Source organism: Haloarcula hispanica ATCC 33960, from assembly GCF_000223905.1.
In the GTDB taxonomy this organism is placed as follows: Archaea; Halobacteriota; Halobacteria; order Halobacteriales; family Haloarculaceae; genus Haloarcula; species Haloarcula hispanica.
The window spans coordinates 384,591-401,210 of record NC_015943.1 but is presented as its reverse complement, the minus strand read 5'-3'; the positions used below and the strand labels follow the sequence as shown (position 1 = coordinate 401,210).

At 58.7% G+C, this 16,620-nt stretch carries 14 protein-coding genes; 5 read left to right on the top strand and 9 right to left on the bottom strand.

Annotation, left to right across the window (positions count from 1 at the left end):
• Positions 1-489 precede the first annotated feature (489 nt).
• The 4 genes from phnE (HAH_RS16990) to phnD are packed head-to-tail and all read right to left on the bottom strand — an operon-like array spanning position 490 to position 4,114.
• Entirely contained in the window at positions 490-1,284 is a 795-nt protein-coding gene (gene phnE, locus HAH_RS16990; protein ID WP_014030932.1) for a phosphonate ABC transporter, permease protein PhnE, read from the bottom strand.
• Complete coding sequence (phnE, locus tag HAH_RS16985; protein WP_014030931.1) at positions 1,284-2,099, bottom strand: phosphonate ABC transporter, permease protein PhnE; 816 nt, start codon at positions 2,097-2,099, stop codon at positions 1,284-1,286. Before phnE (HAH_RS16985) ends, phnE (HAH_RS16990) begins: the two co-directional genes overlap by 1 nt.
• Positions 2,100-2,104: 5 nt before the next feature.
• Positions 2,105-2,920 carry a phosphonate ABC transporter ATP-binding protein gene (gene phnC, locus HAH_RS16980; protein WP_008308314.1) on the bottom strand — a complete coding sequence of 272 codons (816 nt, stop codon included), beginning with the start codon at positions 2,918-2,920 and terminating at the stop codon, positions 2,105-2,107.
• A 15-nt stretch (positions 2,921-2,935) separates the two neighbouring features.
• Entirely contained in the window at positions 2,936-4,114 is a 1,179-nt protein-coding gene (gene phnD, locus HAH_RS16975; protein WP_014030930.1) for a phosphate/phosphite/phosphonate ABC transporter substrate-binding protein, read from the bottom strand.
• Between the two features lie 299 nt (positions 4,115-4,413).
• On the opposite strand from phnD, the gene HAH_RS16970 reads away from it, so the two are divergent.
• Together HAH_RS16970 and HAH_RS16965 are read left to right on the top strand one after the other, a co-directional pair.
• Positions 4,414-5,715, top strand: a complete 1,302-nt coding sequence (locus tag HAH_RS16970; protein WP_014030929.1) for an MgtC/SapB family protein — start codon at positions 4,414-4,416, stop codon at positions 5,713-5,715.
• Between the two features lie 122 nt (positions 5,716-5,837).
• Entirely contained in the window at positions 5,838-6,629 is a 792-nt protein-coding gene (locus HAH_RS16965) for an HAD-IIA family hydrolase (protein ID WP_014030928.1), read from the top strand.
• Positions 6,630-6,678: 49 nt separating this feature from the next.
• On the opposite strand, the gene HAH_RS16960 is transcribed toward HAH_RS16965, so the two are convergent.
• The 5 genes from HAH_RS16960 to HAH_RS16940 all read right to left on the bottom strand — a co-directional run bounded on the left by HAH_RS16960 (position 6,679) and on the right by HAH_RS16940 (position 12,131).
• Complete coding sequence (locus tag HAH_RS16960; RefSeq protein WP_023842940.1) at positions 6,679-7,623, bottom strand: glycerophosphodiester phosphodiesterase; 945 nt, start codon at positions 7,621-7,623, stop codon at positions 6,679-6,681.
• 373 nt (positions 7,624-7,996) lie between these two features.
• The gene (locus tag HAH_RS16955; RefSeq protein WP_014030926.1) at positions 7,997-9,136 is read right to left on the bottom strand and encodes an ABC transporter ATP-binding protein; all 1,140 of its coding nucleotides are present in this window, start codon (positions 9,134-9,136) and stop codon (positions 7,997-7,999) included.
• Between the two features lie 10 nt (positions 9,137-9,146).
• Complete coding sequence (locus HAH_RS16950; protein ID WP_014030925.1) at positions 9,147-10,049, bottom strand: carbohydrate ABC transporter permease; 903 nt, start codon at positions 10,047-10,049, stop codon at positions 9,147-9,149.
• A 1-nt stretch (position 10,050) separates the two neighbouring features.
• Positions 10,051-10,935, bottom strand: a complete 885-nt coding sequence (locus tag HAH_RS16945) for a carbohydrate ABC transporter permease (protein WP_014030924.1) — start codon at positions 10,933-10,935, stop codon at positions 10,051-10,053.
• Positions 10,935-12,131 (bottom strand): ABC transporter substrate-binding protein, encoded by a 1,197-nt coding sequence (locus HAH_RS16940; protein ID WP_008308325.1) that lies wholly within the window; start codon positions 12,129-12,131, stop codon positions 10,935-10,937. The genes HAH_RS16945 and HAH_RS16940 overlap by 1 nt, the downstream gene beginning before the upstream one ends.
• Before the next feature lie 439 nt (positions 12,132-12,570).
• Here HAH_RS16940 and HAH_RS16935 point away from each other — a divergent pair, with 439 nt between their 5' ends.
• From HAH_RS16935 to HAH_RS16925, 3 genes are all read left to right on the top strand, one after another.
• Positions 12,571-13,689, top strand: coding sequence for an oxidoreductase (locus HAH_RS16935; protein ID WP_044952603.1), 1,119 nt, complete (start codon positions 12,571-12,573; stop codon positions 13,687-13,689).
• A gap of 190 nt (positions 13,690-13,879) precedes the next feature.
• Complete coding sequence (locus HAH_RS16930) at positions 13,880-15,049, top strand: thiolase C-terminal domain-containing protein (protein ID WP_014030921.1); 1,170 nt, start codon at positions 13,880-13,882, stop codon at positions 15,047-15,049.
• Positions 15,050-15,081: 32 nt separating this feature from the next.
• Positions 15,082-15,513: a Zn-ribbon domain-containing OB-fold protein gene (locus HAH_RS16925; RefSeq protein ID WP_044952677.1), complete on the top strand. Its 432-nt coding sequence runs from the start codon at positions 15,082-15,084 to the stop codon at positions 15,511-15,513.
• Positions 15,514-16,620 lie beyond the last annotated feature (1,107 nt).

Here is a 16,620-nt window from a genome sequence, read left to right as displayed (position 1 = left end):
CTTCGAATGGTGCGTTGCACGCCACTCCCCCCGGCTGCCCACCATTCCGTTGCTGACCTGAGTGAGGGGATAGCAGTCCTCGTGATACGTATCCGGGAGTTCGTCTGCCGTCACTACCACGTCTCTCCAGCAGCGGGGCGGCCACAGACTGGTTCGGGTATATCAGCGTGGCTCTGGTGTAAGACATCGTAAGCTCACGTATACCCATTGGTGCGAGCATCACGGTTAGGCAGGAGATCCACTCCGGTATCCGGGCCGCACCGACGGCCCCGATATCCTACCTTCTTGCGGAATGACTTGTCTCGCGACGCTGTATCCGTCGATCCAGGCACTCGTAAAACGGAGAGTGGGGAAACCAGGTTGGCAGACACTGGCGTTGGCCCCACTATCAATATACAGCCCAAACATATAAGTTTTTTGATAGATAATCTACAATATTATGTGTTTAGTTAGACGGATAATAATAGGCGATACGAGCGGACTGCTCGCCTACATTACTTTCTTGCGCAGATAGGCCGAGATGGCTTCACTGATGAGCACAAGGCCCAGAATCGAGATGAGGATCGTCAGGACTGCTTCCCAGTTGAAGTAATTGATCTCAGTCTGGAGCGGGACGCCGATCCCGCCTGCGCCGACGAACCCGATGATCGTCGACGCTCTGACGTTGATATCCCATCGAAGCGTCGCGACACTGATGAACGCCGGCTTGATCTGTGGAACGATACTGTAGATGAGCACATCAATCGGCGATGCTCCGGCTGCAGTGATCGCTTCGACAGACCCGCGGTCGATCTCCTCGATGGCTTCCGCGATTAGCTTTGCAGTGAACCCGATCGATCTGATCGAGATCGCCAGCACGCCAGCGAGGGCCCCAGGGCCGAAGATAACCACGAAGATCAGTGCCCAGATGATGACGTTGACCGAACGGGTAAACGAGATGATGAACTTCCCCAGCAGGTACGCCGGCTTGTTGGGCGACGTGTTGCTGGCTCCGAGGAACGCAACCGGGATCGCCATCACGATGGCCAGTGCCGTTCCCAGAATCGAGATATTGATCGTCTCGAGCAGCGGCCCGACAATATTCCGGGAGTACCCCACATTGGGGGGATACATCCGGCCGAAGAGGTCGGCCAGCTCACGCGGGGCAGTCACGGCGTAGCCGTAATTCACTTCCATGGCGCGCCAGGCTGCGACGAGGATGACGAGTCCAGCTAGCAGCCCGAAGAACCGGAGTAAGCGCTCACGGCGATCGAACCGGCTCCATGAGTCAGTGCTGTTTGACATTATTGGATCCGCCTCCGAGCGAGAGCGCTGACACCTTCACCAACCATGACGATGGCGACGATGACAGCGATAATTGCCATGCTAAACTGGTAATCGTACTTATCGAAGGAGTTCAGCAGCGTGATACCGATACCGCCCGCTCCGACGATTCCGACGACAGTGCTGTGTCGGAGGTTGATGTCCAGGCGGTAAATCGACAGGCCGACGATCCGGGGCATTACCTGCGGGAGAACGCCGTAGAGATACGTCTGAACGGGTGTCCCGCCGGCAGCAGTGATCGCCTCCATCTGCCCACGATCGATGTCTTCGATCTCCTCTGCGAGAAGTTTCGCGAAGAATCCGATCGTTTTGAACGCGAGGGCAAGGACACCAGCGAGCGGACCGAATCCGACCGCTTTGACCATAATGATCGCAACGATGAGCTCGTGGAGTGAGCGCGTGACTGCAACGATGCTGCGACCGACGTAGTAGACTGGCTTCGGCGAGAGGTTATTGGAAGCCATGACAGCGATCGGCACGCTGACGATAATACCCATTGTCGTGGCGACAATCGTCATCACGATACTCTCGACGATCCCCTGTATGAGGAGTTCCCGCTGCGACGGAGTGTACGCTGGTGGGAGCATACTCGTGACGAGTTCGACACCAGCTCCGATCCCTCGCACGAACCGGCTGGGAGAAATCCGAAGGTTCCAGAAGCTATACGCGAAGAACAACAAGATAAGCCCGTAGATGAGATACTTGACTTTCTTGTTGTAGAAGACTGTGGGCCGCTCCCAAGATCCTTCAACGGCCGATCCAGATTCAGCAGCCATATTGATTAGTCACCTCGTTCAGCAATGACGTCGTCAGATCCGGTGCTGCTACCAGCACTCGGCTCTTCGCGGTCCGCAATGGATTCACCACCGCGGTAGATTTCGTCTCTGGCTGCCTGATCCAGATCGTCAGGTGGGCCGTTAAAGACGATCTCACCGTCACTGAGTCCGATGATCCGGTCCGCGTAGTCGACCGCCAGATCGACTTCGTGGATGTTGATGATGATCGGGATATCGTCTTCGTGAGCGATGTCCGTCAAGAGGCTCATAACCTCCCGGGAGGTATCGGGGTCCAGCGCACTCGTCGGTTCGTCAGCGAGCAGAATTTTCGGCCGCTGAATGACGGCACGGGCGATACCGACGCGCTGTCGCTGGCCACCGGAGAGTTCATCTGCACGGTTGTTCTCGACGCCCTCTAGGTTCACCCGACTGAGGATTTCCCGTGCGCGCTTGATATCCTCTGGTGGGAAGTTCCGACGGAACGCGTTCCACGTACTGAGATAGCCAAGGCGGCCGGAGAGTATGTTCTCCATCACCGTGAGGCGCTCGACGAGATTAAACTCCTGAAATATCATGCCCATATCGCGACGGACATCGCGAAGGGCTGATTTGTCCAGGCCGGTCACCTCTGTATCATCGAGCGAGACACGCCCGCCAGTTGGCTCGGTCAGCCTGTTGATACTACGAACGAGCGTGCTTTTTCCGGCCCCGCTTGGCCCGATGATCGCAACGATCTCGTTACCACTGACTTCGAATGAGACACCTTTGAGTGCTTTATCACCGGAGTCGTACGTTTTTTCCAGATTATCTACAGTGAGCATTATTCGGTTCTCTTCTTAGCCTTCGATGTTCTCGGTGTTGTACTTGATGTCGTTGTTCTCCTGAATCTGGAGGATGATATCGTAGACAGTGGCGTAATCAATCTCCGTCCATTTTCCGCGACCACCGAAGACCTCCGCGATCTTGGTGTCCGAGTAGTCGTAATCGAGGAATGCCGCCCTGATACCTTCCTGAATTTCTGGTTTCAGGTTGTAGCGGTAACAGAAGCTCGTTGTGGGGAACGGGTTGCTGGCCCACACGACTTTGAGATTCGTCGGGTCAATGTTGTCCGCCTCCGCAACACGCGTGACACAGGTGCTACAAACGGGGGCAGCGTCGTAGTCATCGTTTGCCACTCCGAGGATACTCTGTTCGTGCCCGCCGGAGTAGCTCACTTCGTAGTCGTCTCCCGGAGTAACGCCCTGGTTCGAGAACAGCGCACGCGGAGCGAGGTTCCCGGAGTTAGACGACGGTTCGGCGTGTGCGACACGCTTGCCTTTGATATCCTCAAGCGACGAGATGTCGTCGTTATCCGCCTGTGTGGCGAGCCACAGCCGATAACCGAAGTCACCCTCCTTCGAAATCTGGAGCGAGAACGGGACAGCGCCGGCCAGATTCACAGCGAACGGCGTTGGCCCAGTGGAGAACCCGGCGACGTGGAGACGCTCGGATCGCATCGCCTCAATCTGGGACGCGTACGAGTTGAGGGGGAAGTACTTAACCGATTTCCCCGTCTCTTCGGCGATGTTGTCCATCAGCGGTTGCATCGTATCCCGGTAGACTGCCGGGTCCTCCGTCGGTGTCATCGCAAACGCGATGCGGTCCGGGTCAATCAGGTCGTCTTGATTATCGGGAGTACTCTGGACGGGGTTACCGTAGCGGGGCTTCTCGCGCTCCTTCATGTTCTTCAGGTCCTGCAGGGACCCCGTCTCGAACCCTGCCTCGATGAGCGTCTGCATCAGCTGCGGGAACTCCGGGTTAGCCGGATCGAACTCGGGATAGTTGGTACTCTGTCCGGAACTACCGTCGCCACTACTGGAACCGTCACTGCTATCAGTGCTGTCACCACCAGACGCTTCGGTGTTCTGGCTACTCTCCTGAGAACAGCCTGCAACGCCCGCTGCAAGCGCAGTAGCGCCAATTTTCAACACAGATCGTCGGTCAACTGGGTTCTGTTTCATTGTCGACGCAGACATGTGCGAAACCTGGGTTAAAAAGTATTTATGTTTATATCTGACAAAACAACAAACCCTTTGTACCGAGTTTTAGATGCTCTTCATATAGAATCTAGAATAAGTATTAGAAGTAGATATATAAAAGATACTAGACACTAAGCAGTAATCGAGGGCGATCTTCGAGTTCCGCAGGAGCCACGGCAATATTCAAGCGAGCCTCAAGGCCAACACCTATTACCCATCAGTATATTTGTCTCCATATAGAATATAGTAGTATATAGACTATATAAAAATGACGGAACCACCGTTTGTAAGATAAGATGACTGTAATGAGTGCAATCGCGAATACGGCTGTTTTCGGAGGTATAGAGGGGATAACTGTCGATACTGAGATACTCCACCTATTTATTGCAGGTGCACTGGGTATGCTGCTCGGGCTCGAACGAGAGTGGGCCAACAAGTCTGCGGGAATCCGAACGTTTACGCTGACGAGTCTGGTCGGCGCTGCCGCAATGTCACTCGACGAGAGGATACTACTTGCCTTGGGAGGGGCATTGGTACTCGTGCAAGGGGGGTTGCTCGGGATCCGGGGAATAGTCGCACAGTGGACCAGCGACGATAGTGAGTTGGAGTTCGGCCTGTCTCTGACAACCTCGACCTCGTTACTTGTCGCGTACGCGGTCGGGATACTGGTCGGAGCCAATCACGTTCTGATCGGCGTCATTATTGGCATAACGTCGTCGTTCCTGCTAGTCCTTCGGCGGGAGCTACACGAGTTTGCGAACCAGCTATCGCGAGAAGAAGTACGCAGCGCAGGTGAGTTTGCGATCATCTCGTTTGTCGTGTATCCGCTCCTGCCCGGCGGGACGTATGGGCCATGGGATGCGATCGATCCGAAACTGGTCTGGATGCTCGTGATCGCAGTCAGTGGGATCGGGTTTGTCAACTATATCGTGATGCAGCGATACGGCAGCAAGGGGATCGCTGTAACTGGCTTCTTCGGCGGGCTGGTGAACTCCACTGCCGTGATCGGCGAAATCGCGGGCAGGGCAAAGAACAATGCGGGGATCACAGAGCTCGCAGTCGGAACGATACTGATCGCTGATGCGGCGATGGCGGTCCGTAATTTAGCGATCATCGTTGCATTCGTCCCCGAGTCGGCTGTCAGTGTTGGACTCCCGCTCGGCCTGATCGCGATTAGTGGCGTCGGACTCGCATATTACGATAGCGACTGGGAGGGAGATTTGGAACTGGATTTCGACTCGCCGTTTAGCAGTGCAAATGCGCTGAAATTCGGCTTGCTCTTCCTCGCTGTCTTGATTCTGACCGCCGGAGCACAGCGCATCTTCGGAACAGCCGGGTTCCTGATTACGAGCTTCCTCAGCGGCATCGTATCGAGCGGCACGACGACAACGACCGCAGTGACGCTGACGTCGACCGGTCAGATATCGCCGGCAGTAGCGGCGCAAGGCGTGCTGGCCGGGACGCTCTCCAGTATACTCGTGAAAATCGGGTTTGCAACAAGTATCAACCGCTCACTGCTAGCGCCGGTGGTGCGAAAGTCACTCTACCTGTCGCTCATCGGGATCGGTGGCGTGGTTATCAGTATCCAATTGATATGAACAGTCAGAGCTATCAGCGTGTTTCGAGGGTCGCCGCGGCCCCTGCGGCAGAGGAAGCGCCTGTGATCACGTCGGCAGCGGCTTCTGCCGAAGCGTCACCGTTCGAGATGGAGGAACTCTAGATGACGTACACCAGTGCCATCATCGACCTCGACGGGACGATATATCGCGGGGATTCGTTAGTCGAAAACGCTGCAGAAGGGGTACGGACAGTACGTAAGGCGGGGCTTTCGACGCTGTTCGTCACGAACAAGCCGATCGACCGGCGGGAGAAGTATTGCGAGAAACTGAACGCGCTGGGCATCGATTGCAGCAGTGAGGACATAATCACGTCCGCCACTGCATCAGCGGACTATCTATCCGCGCAGCACCCGGAGCGCGAAATCTACGTCATCGGCGAAGACGCTCTGGTCGCAGAGTTGCGTGCCGCCGGATTGAAAACGACGTCCGACCCCGAACGAGCGGGCACTGTGATCGCATCACTTGATTTTGGTTTCGATTACCAGGCGATACAAGATGCGCTAATCGCACTTACCGAGAACGACGCGCTTTTCGTTGCGACCAACCCGGATCGAACGTGTCCGGTAGATGGTGGTGAGATACCCGATGCAGCAGGGATGATCGGGGCAATAGAAGGAGTTACCGGGCAGGAATTGGATCAGTTGATCGGCAAGCCGTCCAACGTAATCCTTCAGATGGCGCTGGAACGGCTCGGTGGCGAGCCGGAGCGCTGTCTCATGATCGGTGATCGCCTCGGGACAGACATCAGAATGGGGAACCAGGCCGGGATGGAGACGGTACTGCCGCTAACTGGCGTTACCAGTACGGCGGACTTAGAGGAGAGTGACGTGAGCGCGGACCACGTCGTGACCGACCTTTCAGAACTGGCAGCTATCGTAGAAAACGGACAGTAGGTCCGGAAACAGGGGAGTAACTGTTTCCAGGGGTCTCGATACCCAGAGCTCAGTCGAGCACTCCGGGGTAGTCAGCGATGATTCCGTCGACACCGGCCTCGACCAGTTTCTCCGCCTGATGCCAGGTCGTTATCGTGTACGGGATTACCTTCCGACCTTCCTCGTGTGCGGTCTCGACCAGATCGATCTCGGCGAAATCCGGGTCTTCGAGGTAGTAGTCCTCGTTGAAGAAGGGCGTGTTCATGATCATATTGTACGGCGGCTGGATGTACTCCGCGTCCAGGTCACGGACGATAGAAAGACCGTCCTCGATTGAATCCCAGAACAGGTACGCGATCGGAATACTGGCGTCCGCGTTTCGGACGGACTCCAGCGCAGCCTTCTGGAACGACTGGATGATAACGTCGTTTTCGTGATGCGAGAGGACTTCGAGTGCCTGTTCCGTGAACGGATCCCAGGTCTCGACATCGGATTCCGACGCGTCGTCGTCGGGAGAGACACCAGCGGCCTTCCACTCGATGTCGAGTGGGATACTGTCCGGAGTCGCTTCGACGAACTCGTCTAGTCGAGGGATTGTCTGTCCGCTGTCACGGATTTCAGCGTTCAGAACCGTCTGCACGTCGTTCTCCCAGACGTACCCTGATTCGTCTGTCAGGTCGTCTAGCTTATCGTCGTGGAAAACGACGATTTCGAAGTCCTCACCCTTCCAGGGCTTCCCGCCTGCAGGCACGAGATCACATTCCATCATATCGGTATTGTACTCGTGACTGCTGGGACCGCCGTACGCCGCCTGCTGAACTGCGGCGATGGTGTTTTGCGGATACAGACCGCGGTAGCCACGGTGTGCAGCGAGGATCGGTGGAGAAGCGATGGGCGGTTCGGTACTGCTGTGATCGTTTTCCCTGCCAGCCGCAGTGCCTACAATGGAGCCCAGTGCGGCAGCAGACGTACTCTTTAGCACGGTTCGACGGCATATGTCTGGTATTCGAACCATTCCGTGGCCTATTACCTACACAATCTATATATAACTATTGATTGCACATATCAGTATATACTATTGCGTTTTCTTGAGTTTATTTGGGTTATACAGCAGTAGAAACGGCTGTAGAGTGGATGTATATATCAATATATAGCATAAATGCCGGTTGAATCCCCAGCATTGTTGTATTGAGACTACATGTAGCAAGCGAATCGGACGGAACTGGGCTTGCACAGCGCTCTCGCTAGCAGCGGCTCTGAGACAGCGCTCTGCCACTATTCCTGTGGTCGCGCCGGTCGTCGCGTTCGAGAAGACCACAGCACCGGATCGAACCGAAAATGTCGGTGCCCGTCCCTTCTATCGGAGGATCGAGAATCGGTCGGAAAACCTAAAGAGTGCTATCGATGGGGCTAGTTTCTTCGGGTGGTTGCGCCGCCGCTGCGTGATAGATGGCCTCGCCCGTCTGTGGGTCGAACAGGTGGAGCCGCTCGGTCTCAACTGTCAACGCAACTCGGTCGCCCGGCTCGACGGCCGTTCGGGGTTCGGCGTGTAGTTTGAACTCCTGATCGCCGGTCCGACACTCCAGCAGGAGGCTATCGCCGAGCGGTTCGGTGACGGTTACTTCAGCGGCGAACGAGCTTCGGTCGGTCGAATCAGCTACCGAAAGGCTCTCCGGCCGAACGCCTAGCAACGCCTGTCCTCCGGCGGCTGTTTCCAAGCCGTCGCCGTCGGGTAACGGGATGCGAAACGTCGGTCCGACGGCCTCGTATTCAGTCCCATCACGGGAGATATCCACGGCGAGCATGTTCATCGCAGGGTCGCCGATGAACTCCGCGACGAACCGAGTCTCGGGGAAGTCGTACAGGTGCTGTGGGCTGTCGACTTGCTGGATGCGGCCGTCGTTCATCACTACCACCCGGTCACCGAGCGTCAGCGCCTCTGTCTGGTCGTGGGTCACGTAGATTGTCGTGGTCTCGAATTCGCCGTGGAGTTTCGCCAGTTCAGCCCGCATCTTGATCCGGAGTTTGGCATCGAGGTTCGACAGCGGCTCGTCCATGAGGAACACCTCCGGGTCACGGACTAGTGCGCGGCCAAGTGCGACTCGCTGTCGTTCGCCACCCGATAGCTCGCCTGGCTTTCGGTCGAGCAGGTCGTCGATGTCGAGCACCGCTGTGGCTTCTCTCACTTGGCGGTCGATTTCCTCGTCACTGAAGTCGCCGGCCGACTTCATGCCGAACGTGATGTTCCGGCGCGCGGTCATGTGCGGGTACAGCGCGTAGTTCTGGAACACCATCGCGACGTCCCGGTCTTTCGGTTCGACGCCGGTGACGTCCTGGTTGCCCATCTGGATCGTGCCGTCAGTGGCCCGCTCTAGCCCGGCGATCAGCCGAAGCGTGGTGCTTTTGCCACACCCACTGGGCCCGACGACAGTCACGAACGCCCCGTCCGGTATCTGGAGGTCGATGTTTTTGACGGCGACGACACCATCGAATTCCTTCCGTACGTTCTGTAAGGTTACGTCAGTCATTGGTATCCTCTCACTTTTGTTGGATCGTAAACGTCTCCAGCAGCTGTCGTCGGAACAGCACTAGCAGTGCCAGCGGCGGCAACAGGGTCAGTATCGACCCGGTCATCACCATCGACCAGGCCACTTCGCCGGTGCTGGCCTGTCCGCGAAGCAGGCTCAGCCCGACCTGTGCGACCTGCAGGCTCTCGGCGTTGATGATCACCAGCGGCCAGAGATACTGGTTCCATGTGTAGACGAACATGATCACCGAGACGCCCACGAGGACGGCACGGGACATCGGGACCAGGACCGACCACAGAAACCGCAGCGGCCCGACACCGTCGACCTTTGCCGTCTCGACGAGCGAGGCCGGAATCGACAGGAAATGCTGGCGCAGTATAAAGACGGTCGTCGCGCTGGCCAAGTATGGGACCGTGATAGCGAAGATCGTGTTACCCATGCCAAGCTCCGTCGTCAAGCGATACAGTGGCACAAACCTGACCGGGACCGGGAGCAAGAGCGTAAAGAGAATAAACAGGAACACGGCGTTCTTGTACGGGAACCTGTAGTAGACGATCACCAGCGCGGCCAGCAGCGACACGATCAGCTTTCCGACGACGACGGCGACAGACATCACAAATGAGTTCAGCATGTACCGCCAGAATTCGAGGCCAATGAGGGCACGACGGTAGTTCGACAGCGCGTGGCCGCCAGGTGCCAGATCGGCGATCGAGGTGACGATCCCGGCCCGCTTCGTTGAGACAAGCGCCGCGATCAACACTGGCAGTACGATCAGGAACACGACGGTCGCTGTGAGTACGTGCAGCGTGAGCTGCTCCGTCTCAAATCGCCGGATGCGGTCGCTGGTGGTTCGTCCCGCAGCTCGGGAGCGCTCAGCGGCAGCAGTCAACGCGGTGAGGAGTGACCCGAGCATGTTAGCCTCCGTAGTAGGCGTACCTGTCGCTCAGCCGGAACTGGCCGTACATCAACAGCCCGACAGCGACGAACAGTACAACGGACTTCGCCGAGGCGAATCCGAACTCGTAGAACTGGAAGGCGGTCCGATAGAGGTCGTAGATGAGAATGTTCGTCGCACCGGCGGGACCGCCCTTGGTCATGAGATCGACCATGGCGAACGTGCCGAAGAAGCCGTAAATCGTGTTCATGATGACCAGGAACACGAGTGTCGGCGAGATGATCGGGACGTACACGCGAAGCAGTCGCTGCGTTCGGGAGACGCCGTCGAGTTCAGCGGTCTCAGTCAGCGACTCGGGGACGTTGCCGAGCGCGGCTGTCATGAAGATAACGTTGTATCCGATCTGCTTCCACACCGCTGCGACCAACACGACGACGAACGCCTGTGGACCGTTGCTGAACCAGTTGACATCGATGCCGAGAGCCTCGATGTAGCTCGTGAAGATACCGATGTTCGGGTGTGCGATGAACAGGAACACCAACCCGGCGACTGCCGGCGGCAGCGCGTACGGCCAGATAACCGCCACCAGATACAGCCCCTTCCCGACTTCGATCTCGTGGATGAGAAAGGAGACACACAGGGCAACGGCCATCACGCCGACGACGACGCACGTAGCGAACAGGACCGATAGCAGGACGCTCCGGAGGTACTCTGTGGAGCCGGCTAACCGCCTGTAGTTCTCCAGTCCGACGAACACGTCACCCCGGGCGAGTGAGGCCTGGTAAAAGCTCAGCCCTATCGCACGGACCGTCGGGTAATAGAGGAACAACAGCGACACGACCATCGTCGGTAACAGCAACACACCGGCCTGCAGGCGGTCTGTGAATACTTCGTGGGTGGACATTAGCTGTAGTATCGGTCTAGTTCGTCTTCGACGGCCGATTTCAGCTCGGAGAGCCCCTCGTCGACGCCGACCTCGCCGCTGAACAGCTCGACCGACATATCCTGAATTGTTGTCTGGACCTGCCGAGCCGGGCCGATGAGCATCCGTTTTGTCGCCGGCGTGTTCTCGGCCTGTGTCAACTGGTCAAACGCGGTTCGGTACATCGGGTTCTCCGCAAACCAGCCGTCGTTTTCGAGTTGCTCGACAGCGGTCTGTCGGATCGGGTAGTAACCAGTCCCCTTGTGCCAGGTGATCTGTGACTCCGGTCGACCCATGAATTCGAGGAAGCTGCCGATGTCGTCCTGGCGGTCCTGTGGCAGTCCGGAGGGGACGAACCACGAAGCCCCGCCGATAACTGGCCCGGTCCGGTCGCCGTCAATCGTCGGATAGAACGCGTTGTCGACCTCGAACCCGTTCTCCTCCGCGCCGGAGCGGATACCAGTGACCGATGCCGTCGAGGTCATCAACATGGCGGCTTGTCCGGTGAGGAACGTGGACGTTGCTTCCCCCCAAGCCTCTATCCCGGGGTTGCTGAACAGGCCGTTGTCTGCCATCTCGTGCCACCATTCGTACAGTGACCGGGCCGTGGCGTTGTCCGTTTGCATCGTCGTCGGCTGACCGGCGTGGCCGTTCTCGGCGTCGAGTAGCGTCTGGCCGTCGACGGAATAAAAGTGCTCGACGAACCAGACATGGTTCGGCCATGTGAGGCCGGCGTCGGTGACGCCTTCGTCGACGAGCGTCTGCGAGTAACTTCGGACTTCCTCAAGCGTGGTCGGCGGACTGTCCGGGTCGAGTCCGGCTTCCTCGAACGCCGACCGGTTGTAATAGAGGATGGCGTTGGAGTTGTTGAACGGCATCGACGTAAGCGTCCCATCGATGGTGAAAAACGAGGTCACGTTCGACAGGAAGTCATCGACCGGGTAGTCGTCGGAGAGCAAGTTCTCGACGGGCTCGACCGCGTCCGTGTCGAGGACCTGCTGTGCGAACAGACTGTCGATCTGGAAGACATCGGGGACCTCGCCGGAGTCAAGTGCGCTCAGTGTGTTCGTCAGTACCCCCTCGTAGGAGTCCTGAAAGACCAGGTTCGCGTCGATGTCCGTCTCGGACTGGAACTGGTCGACCAGCCCCTGCAGCGTCTCACCGTTGGTACCACCCATGGCATGCCAGATGGTGAGGCTGTCTTCGTCGACCGGCCGGACACTGGCACCGCTGCTACTGCTACATCCGGCTAGCCCCACGGTCCCCACCGTGAGTGCAGCCCCCGATGTTTTCAGAACCGACCGCCGCGATACATGGTCGTACCCGCCACCACTTTGAACCATACCCTTTGCCAGCAAGGCATGAAAAATGAATGATTATAATTGCTCTCTATAGCAGACAGTACGCGTATATGGGCGTCATAACCGAACGATAGACGTAGCAAGTGAGCGGCTGGCTCCCGAGTCTCCGTGCGTTTGGAGGCTCCCCAGTCACGCCGGAGTGAACACGTTCGAAGCGTGCTTCGAAATGGCAAATGTATTATCTTTTTACTCACAGGCGACTGATTCGGCGTATGCTGAACCAGCCGTTAATTGTCTTATCCGCTTACCGGGTGGTGTGACACTGTTCGACGGAACTACACTCAACGAGTTGTCGTTAGACAACCGAGTTGGCCTCGCGCCGATGACACGGGTGAGCGCCACCGACGACGGCCGTGCGACGGCGGAGATGGCACAGTACTATCAGCGGTTCGCCGACGGTGGGTTCTCTTTTCTTATTACAGAGGGGACCTATCCAGACAACGCATACAGCCAGGGGTATCTGAACCAGCCAGGTCTGGCGACCGACGCACAGGCAGCGGCCTGGCAACAGGTTACCGAGGCGGTCCACGACGCTGGTGTCCCGATTTTCGCCCAGTTGATGCACGCCGGCGCACAGAGCCAGGGGAATCCACATATCGACGGGGAACAGACCATCGCCCCATCGGCGGTGCAACCGGACGGACAAAAGGCCGAAGCCTACGGCGGGAGCGGTGACTTCCCTACGCCGAAAGCAGCCACGGTCGACGAGCTAGCCGACATCCGTGACGGGTTCGTTACCTCGGCGCAGAACGCCATCGAAGCGGGGTTCGACGGTGTCGAGATCCACGGTGCGAACGGGTATCTGCTTCACGAGTTCCTCTCGGGAGAGTTCAATCAGCGTGATGACGAGTACGGTGGTGTGCCTGCGAACCGGGTGCGCTATCCGCAAGAGGTTGTCGCTGCGGTCGTCGAGGCGACACCCGCCGATTTCGTCGTTGGCATTCGTGTCTCGCAGTCGACCGCCCTTGACGAGGACCACCTGTGGCCCGAAGGCGAGGACGCCGCAGCGGTGTTCTTCGAGGAACTGTCGACGGCCGGTGCCGACTACATCCACGTCACCGAACCCGATGCGACCACGCCGGCGTTTGGCGACGACGGACCGACGCTGGCCGAGGCCGCGGCTACCTACGCAGCAGATGAGACAGTCATCATCGACAACGGCGGGCTCGGAGCGCCTGACGCGGCACGCGAGAAGGTCGATGCCGGTGCCGACCTGGTAACGTTGGCGACGAGCGCACTCGCCAATCCGGACTGGCCTGAGAAGGTCTCAAAGGGTGAAGAACTGACTGCATTCGACCCTGCTGAGTTCCTCGCTCCATCCGCAGAACTCTCGGAGCATGAACTGCAGACAAGCGGTGCCTCGGCCGACGACTGAAGCAGTTTGGACACCAGATACCGCGACGCGAAAGACGGTCCGAACGCCGATTCGAGGGGTGAGTTAGATCGGGGACGAGCGACCCCGACGGCACCTGCGATGCTATGTGCGTAGTTCGACGGGGCCAATATTTCAACTATCTAGAAAATGGGAATGACTAACTAGGCTCGCAGACATGTGGGAGGTACAGATGCCAGAGCCAGTCATCGCGTCGGTCGGTGCCTCGCCGCTCGGCCGCACAGACCTCCCGGGCCGTGACCTGTTCTCGGTCGCGCTTGCGGAGGCCTTCGACGACCTGCCCGACCCTGCCGACATCGTCGAGGCGGTGTACGTCGGCAACCAGTCGGAGACCTACGAACACCAGATTATGCAGGGGACGCTGCTGGCCGAGTGGGCCGGCCTCCGACACGTCCCCGCCGAGCGAGTCGAAGGGTGTGCCGCCGCGGGCGCGCTCGCGCTACGACACGCGGTCAAGGACGTCCGTAACGGCGAACACGAGGCCGTGCTCGCGTGCGGCGTCGAGAAGATGACGTCCGCGGGCACCAGCGGTGCGACGGACGCGCTCTCGGCGGCGTTCGACCGCGCCATCGAGCAGCGTTCCGGCATCACCGCCCCCAGCCAGTACGCACTGCTCGGCCAGCGGTACCTCCACGAGACCGACGCCACGGAACGCGACCTCGCCGAGATCGCAGTGAAGAACCACGCCAACGCCGCTCGCAACCCCCGGGCACAGTTCCCGAAAGAGATCGACGTCGCGACCGTCTTAGAGTCCGATCCCGTCGCCCCGCCGTTGAAGCTCTACGACTGCGCGCCGGTCGGGGACGGTGCCGCCGCCGTTCTCGTGACGACCGCCGAAATGGCGGCCGACCTCAACCAGCCGCAGGTGCGCGTCGCGGGCAGCGGGGCCTCCGCGAACAACATCGCGGTCGCGGAGCGGGACATGACCGACATCGCGGGCGCTCGCATTGCCGCCGAGACGGCCTACGAGGAAGCGGGTATCGACGCCAAATCCGTCGACATCGCGGAGGTTCACGACGCATTCACCGTCTGCGAGGCGCTGCTCGCGGAGGCCGCCGGCTTCGCTCCCGCGGGAACGGGCTATCAGAGCTACCAGCCGCCAGCGGAGCGGGCTGACGGCTGGACCGACGTGCAGTTGAGCCCGAGCGGCGGCCTGAAGGCCCGCGGTCACCCCATCGGTGCGACCGGGCTCTTGCAGGCGCTCGAAGCCTACGAACAGCTCACGGGGGCCGCGGGCGACCGGGCAGTCGAGGATGCCGAGACAGCCCTGTTGCTCAACGAGGGGGGCGTCGCGGACGCGGTTACCGTTGGCCATGTGCTTACGACGGCGGAGGCACCATGACTGACGGCGATCTCGATGCCAGCGGAGACAGCATGACTGACGGCGGCCTTGATGCAACCGACCCGCGGACGCTGCCGGGCTTCTTCGACGCGCTCGCCGATGGCGAACTCCTGGGCGGGGTCTGTGCGGACTGTGGACAGGTCCTGTTGCCGCCGCGACCGGCCTGCTACGCCTGTGGCAGTCGCGACGTCGACGTCGAACCGCAGTCACCCGAGGGCCAGATCTTCTCGTACACGGCAGTCCACACGCCGCCGCCGGCGTTCGAAGCGGACGCGCCCTACACGGTCGCCGTGGTGGAACTCGCGGACGGTGGCCGCTTGCTTGGCCGCGTTGCCGCCGACTACGCCGACGTCACCATCGGTGACCCGGTCGAACTCACGGTGCGGGAGCCGACGGCCACAGAGCGTGAGGTCGCGCTCGACTACGAGAGCGACTGGCCGGTCCACGTCTTCGAACCGCGGTGAGGGGCAGGCCGGCTCCACAGCGATTATCGGTGAGTGATCGGGAGCCCAGTCTGGTGCGAGCGAAACTGGAGAGGGGCCGTGAGGTGAAGAGACGCGGGTAATACGCTGAAAATGGATATTGGGCGCTGCCGGGTGTGTCTATTCGTGCCGGCGGTTCTCAGTCGCAACTGTGGCGAAATTACAGGAAAAGCTCAACAGCGAGCGCAATCGCCGCCAGAAATAGCCAGAACCCGAGAACAAGTGTGGCAAACCACTTTCGACCATTCCCCGACAAACTCGGCGTTTCTGAGGGATAATACGGAGCTAATGGATTATTTGGCTGTGGTTTTTTGTCGGGCATAATGGACAATGAAGCTTCAAGTAATATTACAGTTCTGGATTCAGTCAATCCGTACGCTTACCGAGCGGTTGTTTTACTCTCGCTCATGAATAAAGTCTACTCCGGGTATCATCTGTCGGCGTAAGTTTGGGCCGTATGGTTCACCGCTGTGTCGAGTCGATAGACGCCTCAGTCGACTCTCCGCCTCAACTGGAAGTTGTGGATGGCCTGCCCCAGCAACTGTAATAAGAGTGGGTCCACACCCCCACCCCACTGGTTCCGCTGTTAGGGAATAAATAGACGGCACCACCCCCATGGGAGGGGGTGCTTTGCTATTTTGTGATAACGTCATACGGCTTTGGTTTCTTGCCGAAGCACTTGAAGTTATTCACTAGCTCTAGAGATATTCAGGCCGCGATCTGGATAGGTCACCACCAACTTTCGGTCCTAACAGCGGAACCAGTGGGGTGGGTGTGTCGCTCCACAGCTATGATCCCGCGAAATCCCGCTGTCTAACCACTCGCAGTTACTCGATCCCGTTCCTCGACCAGGGAACTTCTCGGCTACCGCCCTAACAGCGGAAGCGGTGGGGTGGGGGAGTAGGAGGGTCGCTATCCCATTTCTCATCTAACAGCGGAAGTAGTGGGGTGGGGGAGTAGGAGGATTGCTATCCCATTTCCCATCTAACAGCGGAAGCGGTGGGGTGGGGGAGTGGTCAGTCAGGTGTTCCCCTCTCATCTAACAGCGGAAGTGGCGGGGTCAATCATTTATATACCCAACCGAACAGC

Coding starts and splice junctions, on each gene's coding strand:
- phnE (WP_014030932.1), bottom strand. CDS start 1,284: ATGTCAAACAGCACTGACTCATGGAGCCGGTTCGATCGCCGTGAGCGC.
- phnE (WP_014030931.1), bottom strand. CDS start 2,099: ATGGCTGCTGAATCTGGATCGGCCGTTGAAGGATCTTGGGAGCGGCCC.
- phnC (WP_008308314.1), bottom strand. CDS start 2,920: ATGCTCACTGTAGATAATCTGGAAAAAACGTACGACTCCGGTGATAAA.
- phnD (WP_014030930.1), bottom strand. CDS start 4,114: ATGTCTGCGTCGACAATGAAACAGAACCCAGTTGACCGACGATCTGTG.
- HAH_RS16970 (WP_014030929.1), top strand. CDS start 4,414: ATGACTGTAATGAGTGCAATCGCGAATACGGCTGTTTTCGGAGGTATA.
- HAH_RS16965 (WP_014030928.1), top strand. CDS start 5,838: ATGACGTACACCAGTGCCATCATCGACCTCGACGGGACGATATATCGC.
- HAH_RS16960 (WP_023842940.1), bottom strand. CDS start 7,623: ATGGTTCGAATACCAGACATATGCCGTCGAACCGTGCTAAAGAGTACG.
- HAH_RS16955 (WP_014030926.1), bottom strand. CDS start 9,136: ATGACTGACGTAACCTTACAGAACGTACGGAAGGAATTCGATGGTGTC.
- HAH_RS16950 (WP_014030925.1), bottom strand. CDS start 10,049: ATGCTCGGGTCACTCCTCACCGCGTTGACTGCTGCCGCTGAGCGCTCC.
- HAH_RS16945 (WP_014030924.1), bottom strand. CDS start 10,935: ATGTCCACCCACGAAGTATTCACAGACCGCCTGCAGGCCGGTGTGTTG.
- HAH_RS16940 (WP_008308325.1), bottom strand. CDS start 12,131: ATGGGTGGTACCAACGGTGAGACGCTGCAGGGGCTGGTCGACCAGTTC.
- HAH_RS16930 (WP_014030921.1), top strand. CDS start 13,880: ATGCCAGAGCCAGTCATCGCGTCGGTCGGTGCCTCGCCGCTCGGCCGC.
- HAH_RS16925 (WP_044952677.1), top strand. CDS start 15,082: ATGACTGACGGCGGCCTTGATGCAACCGACCCGCGGACGCTGCCGGGC.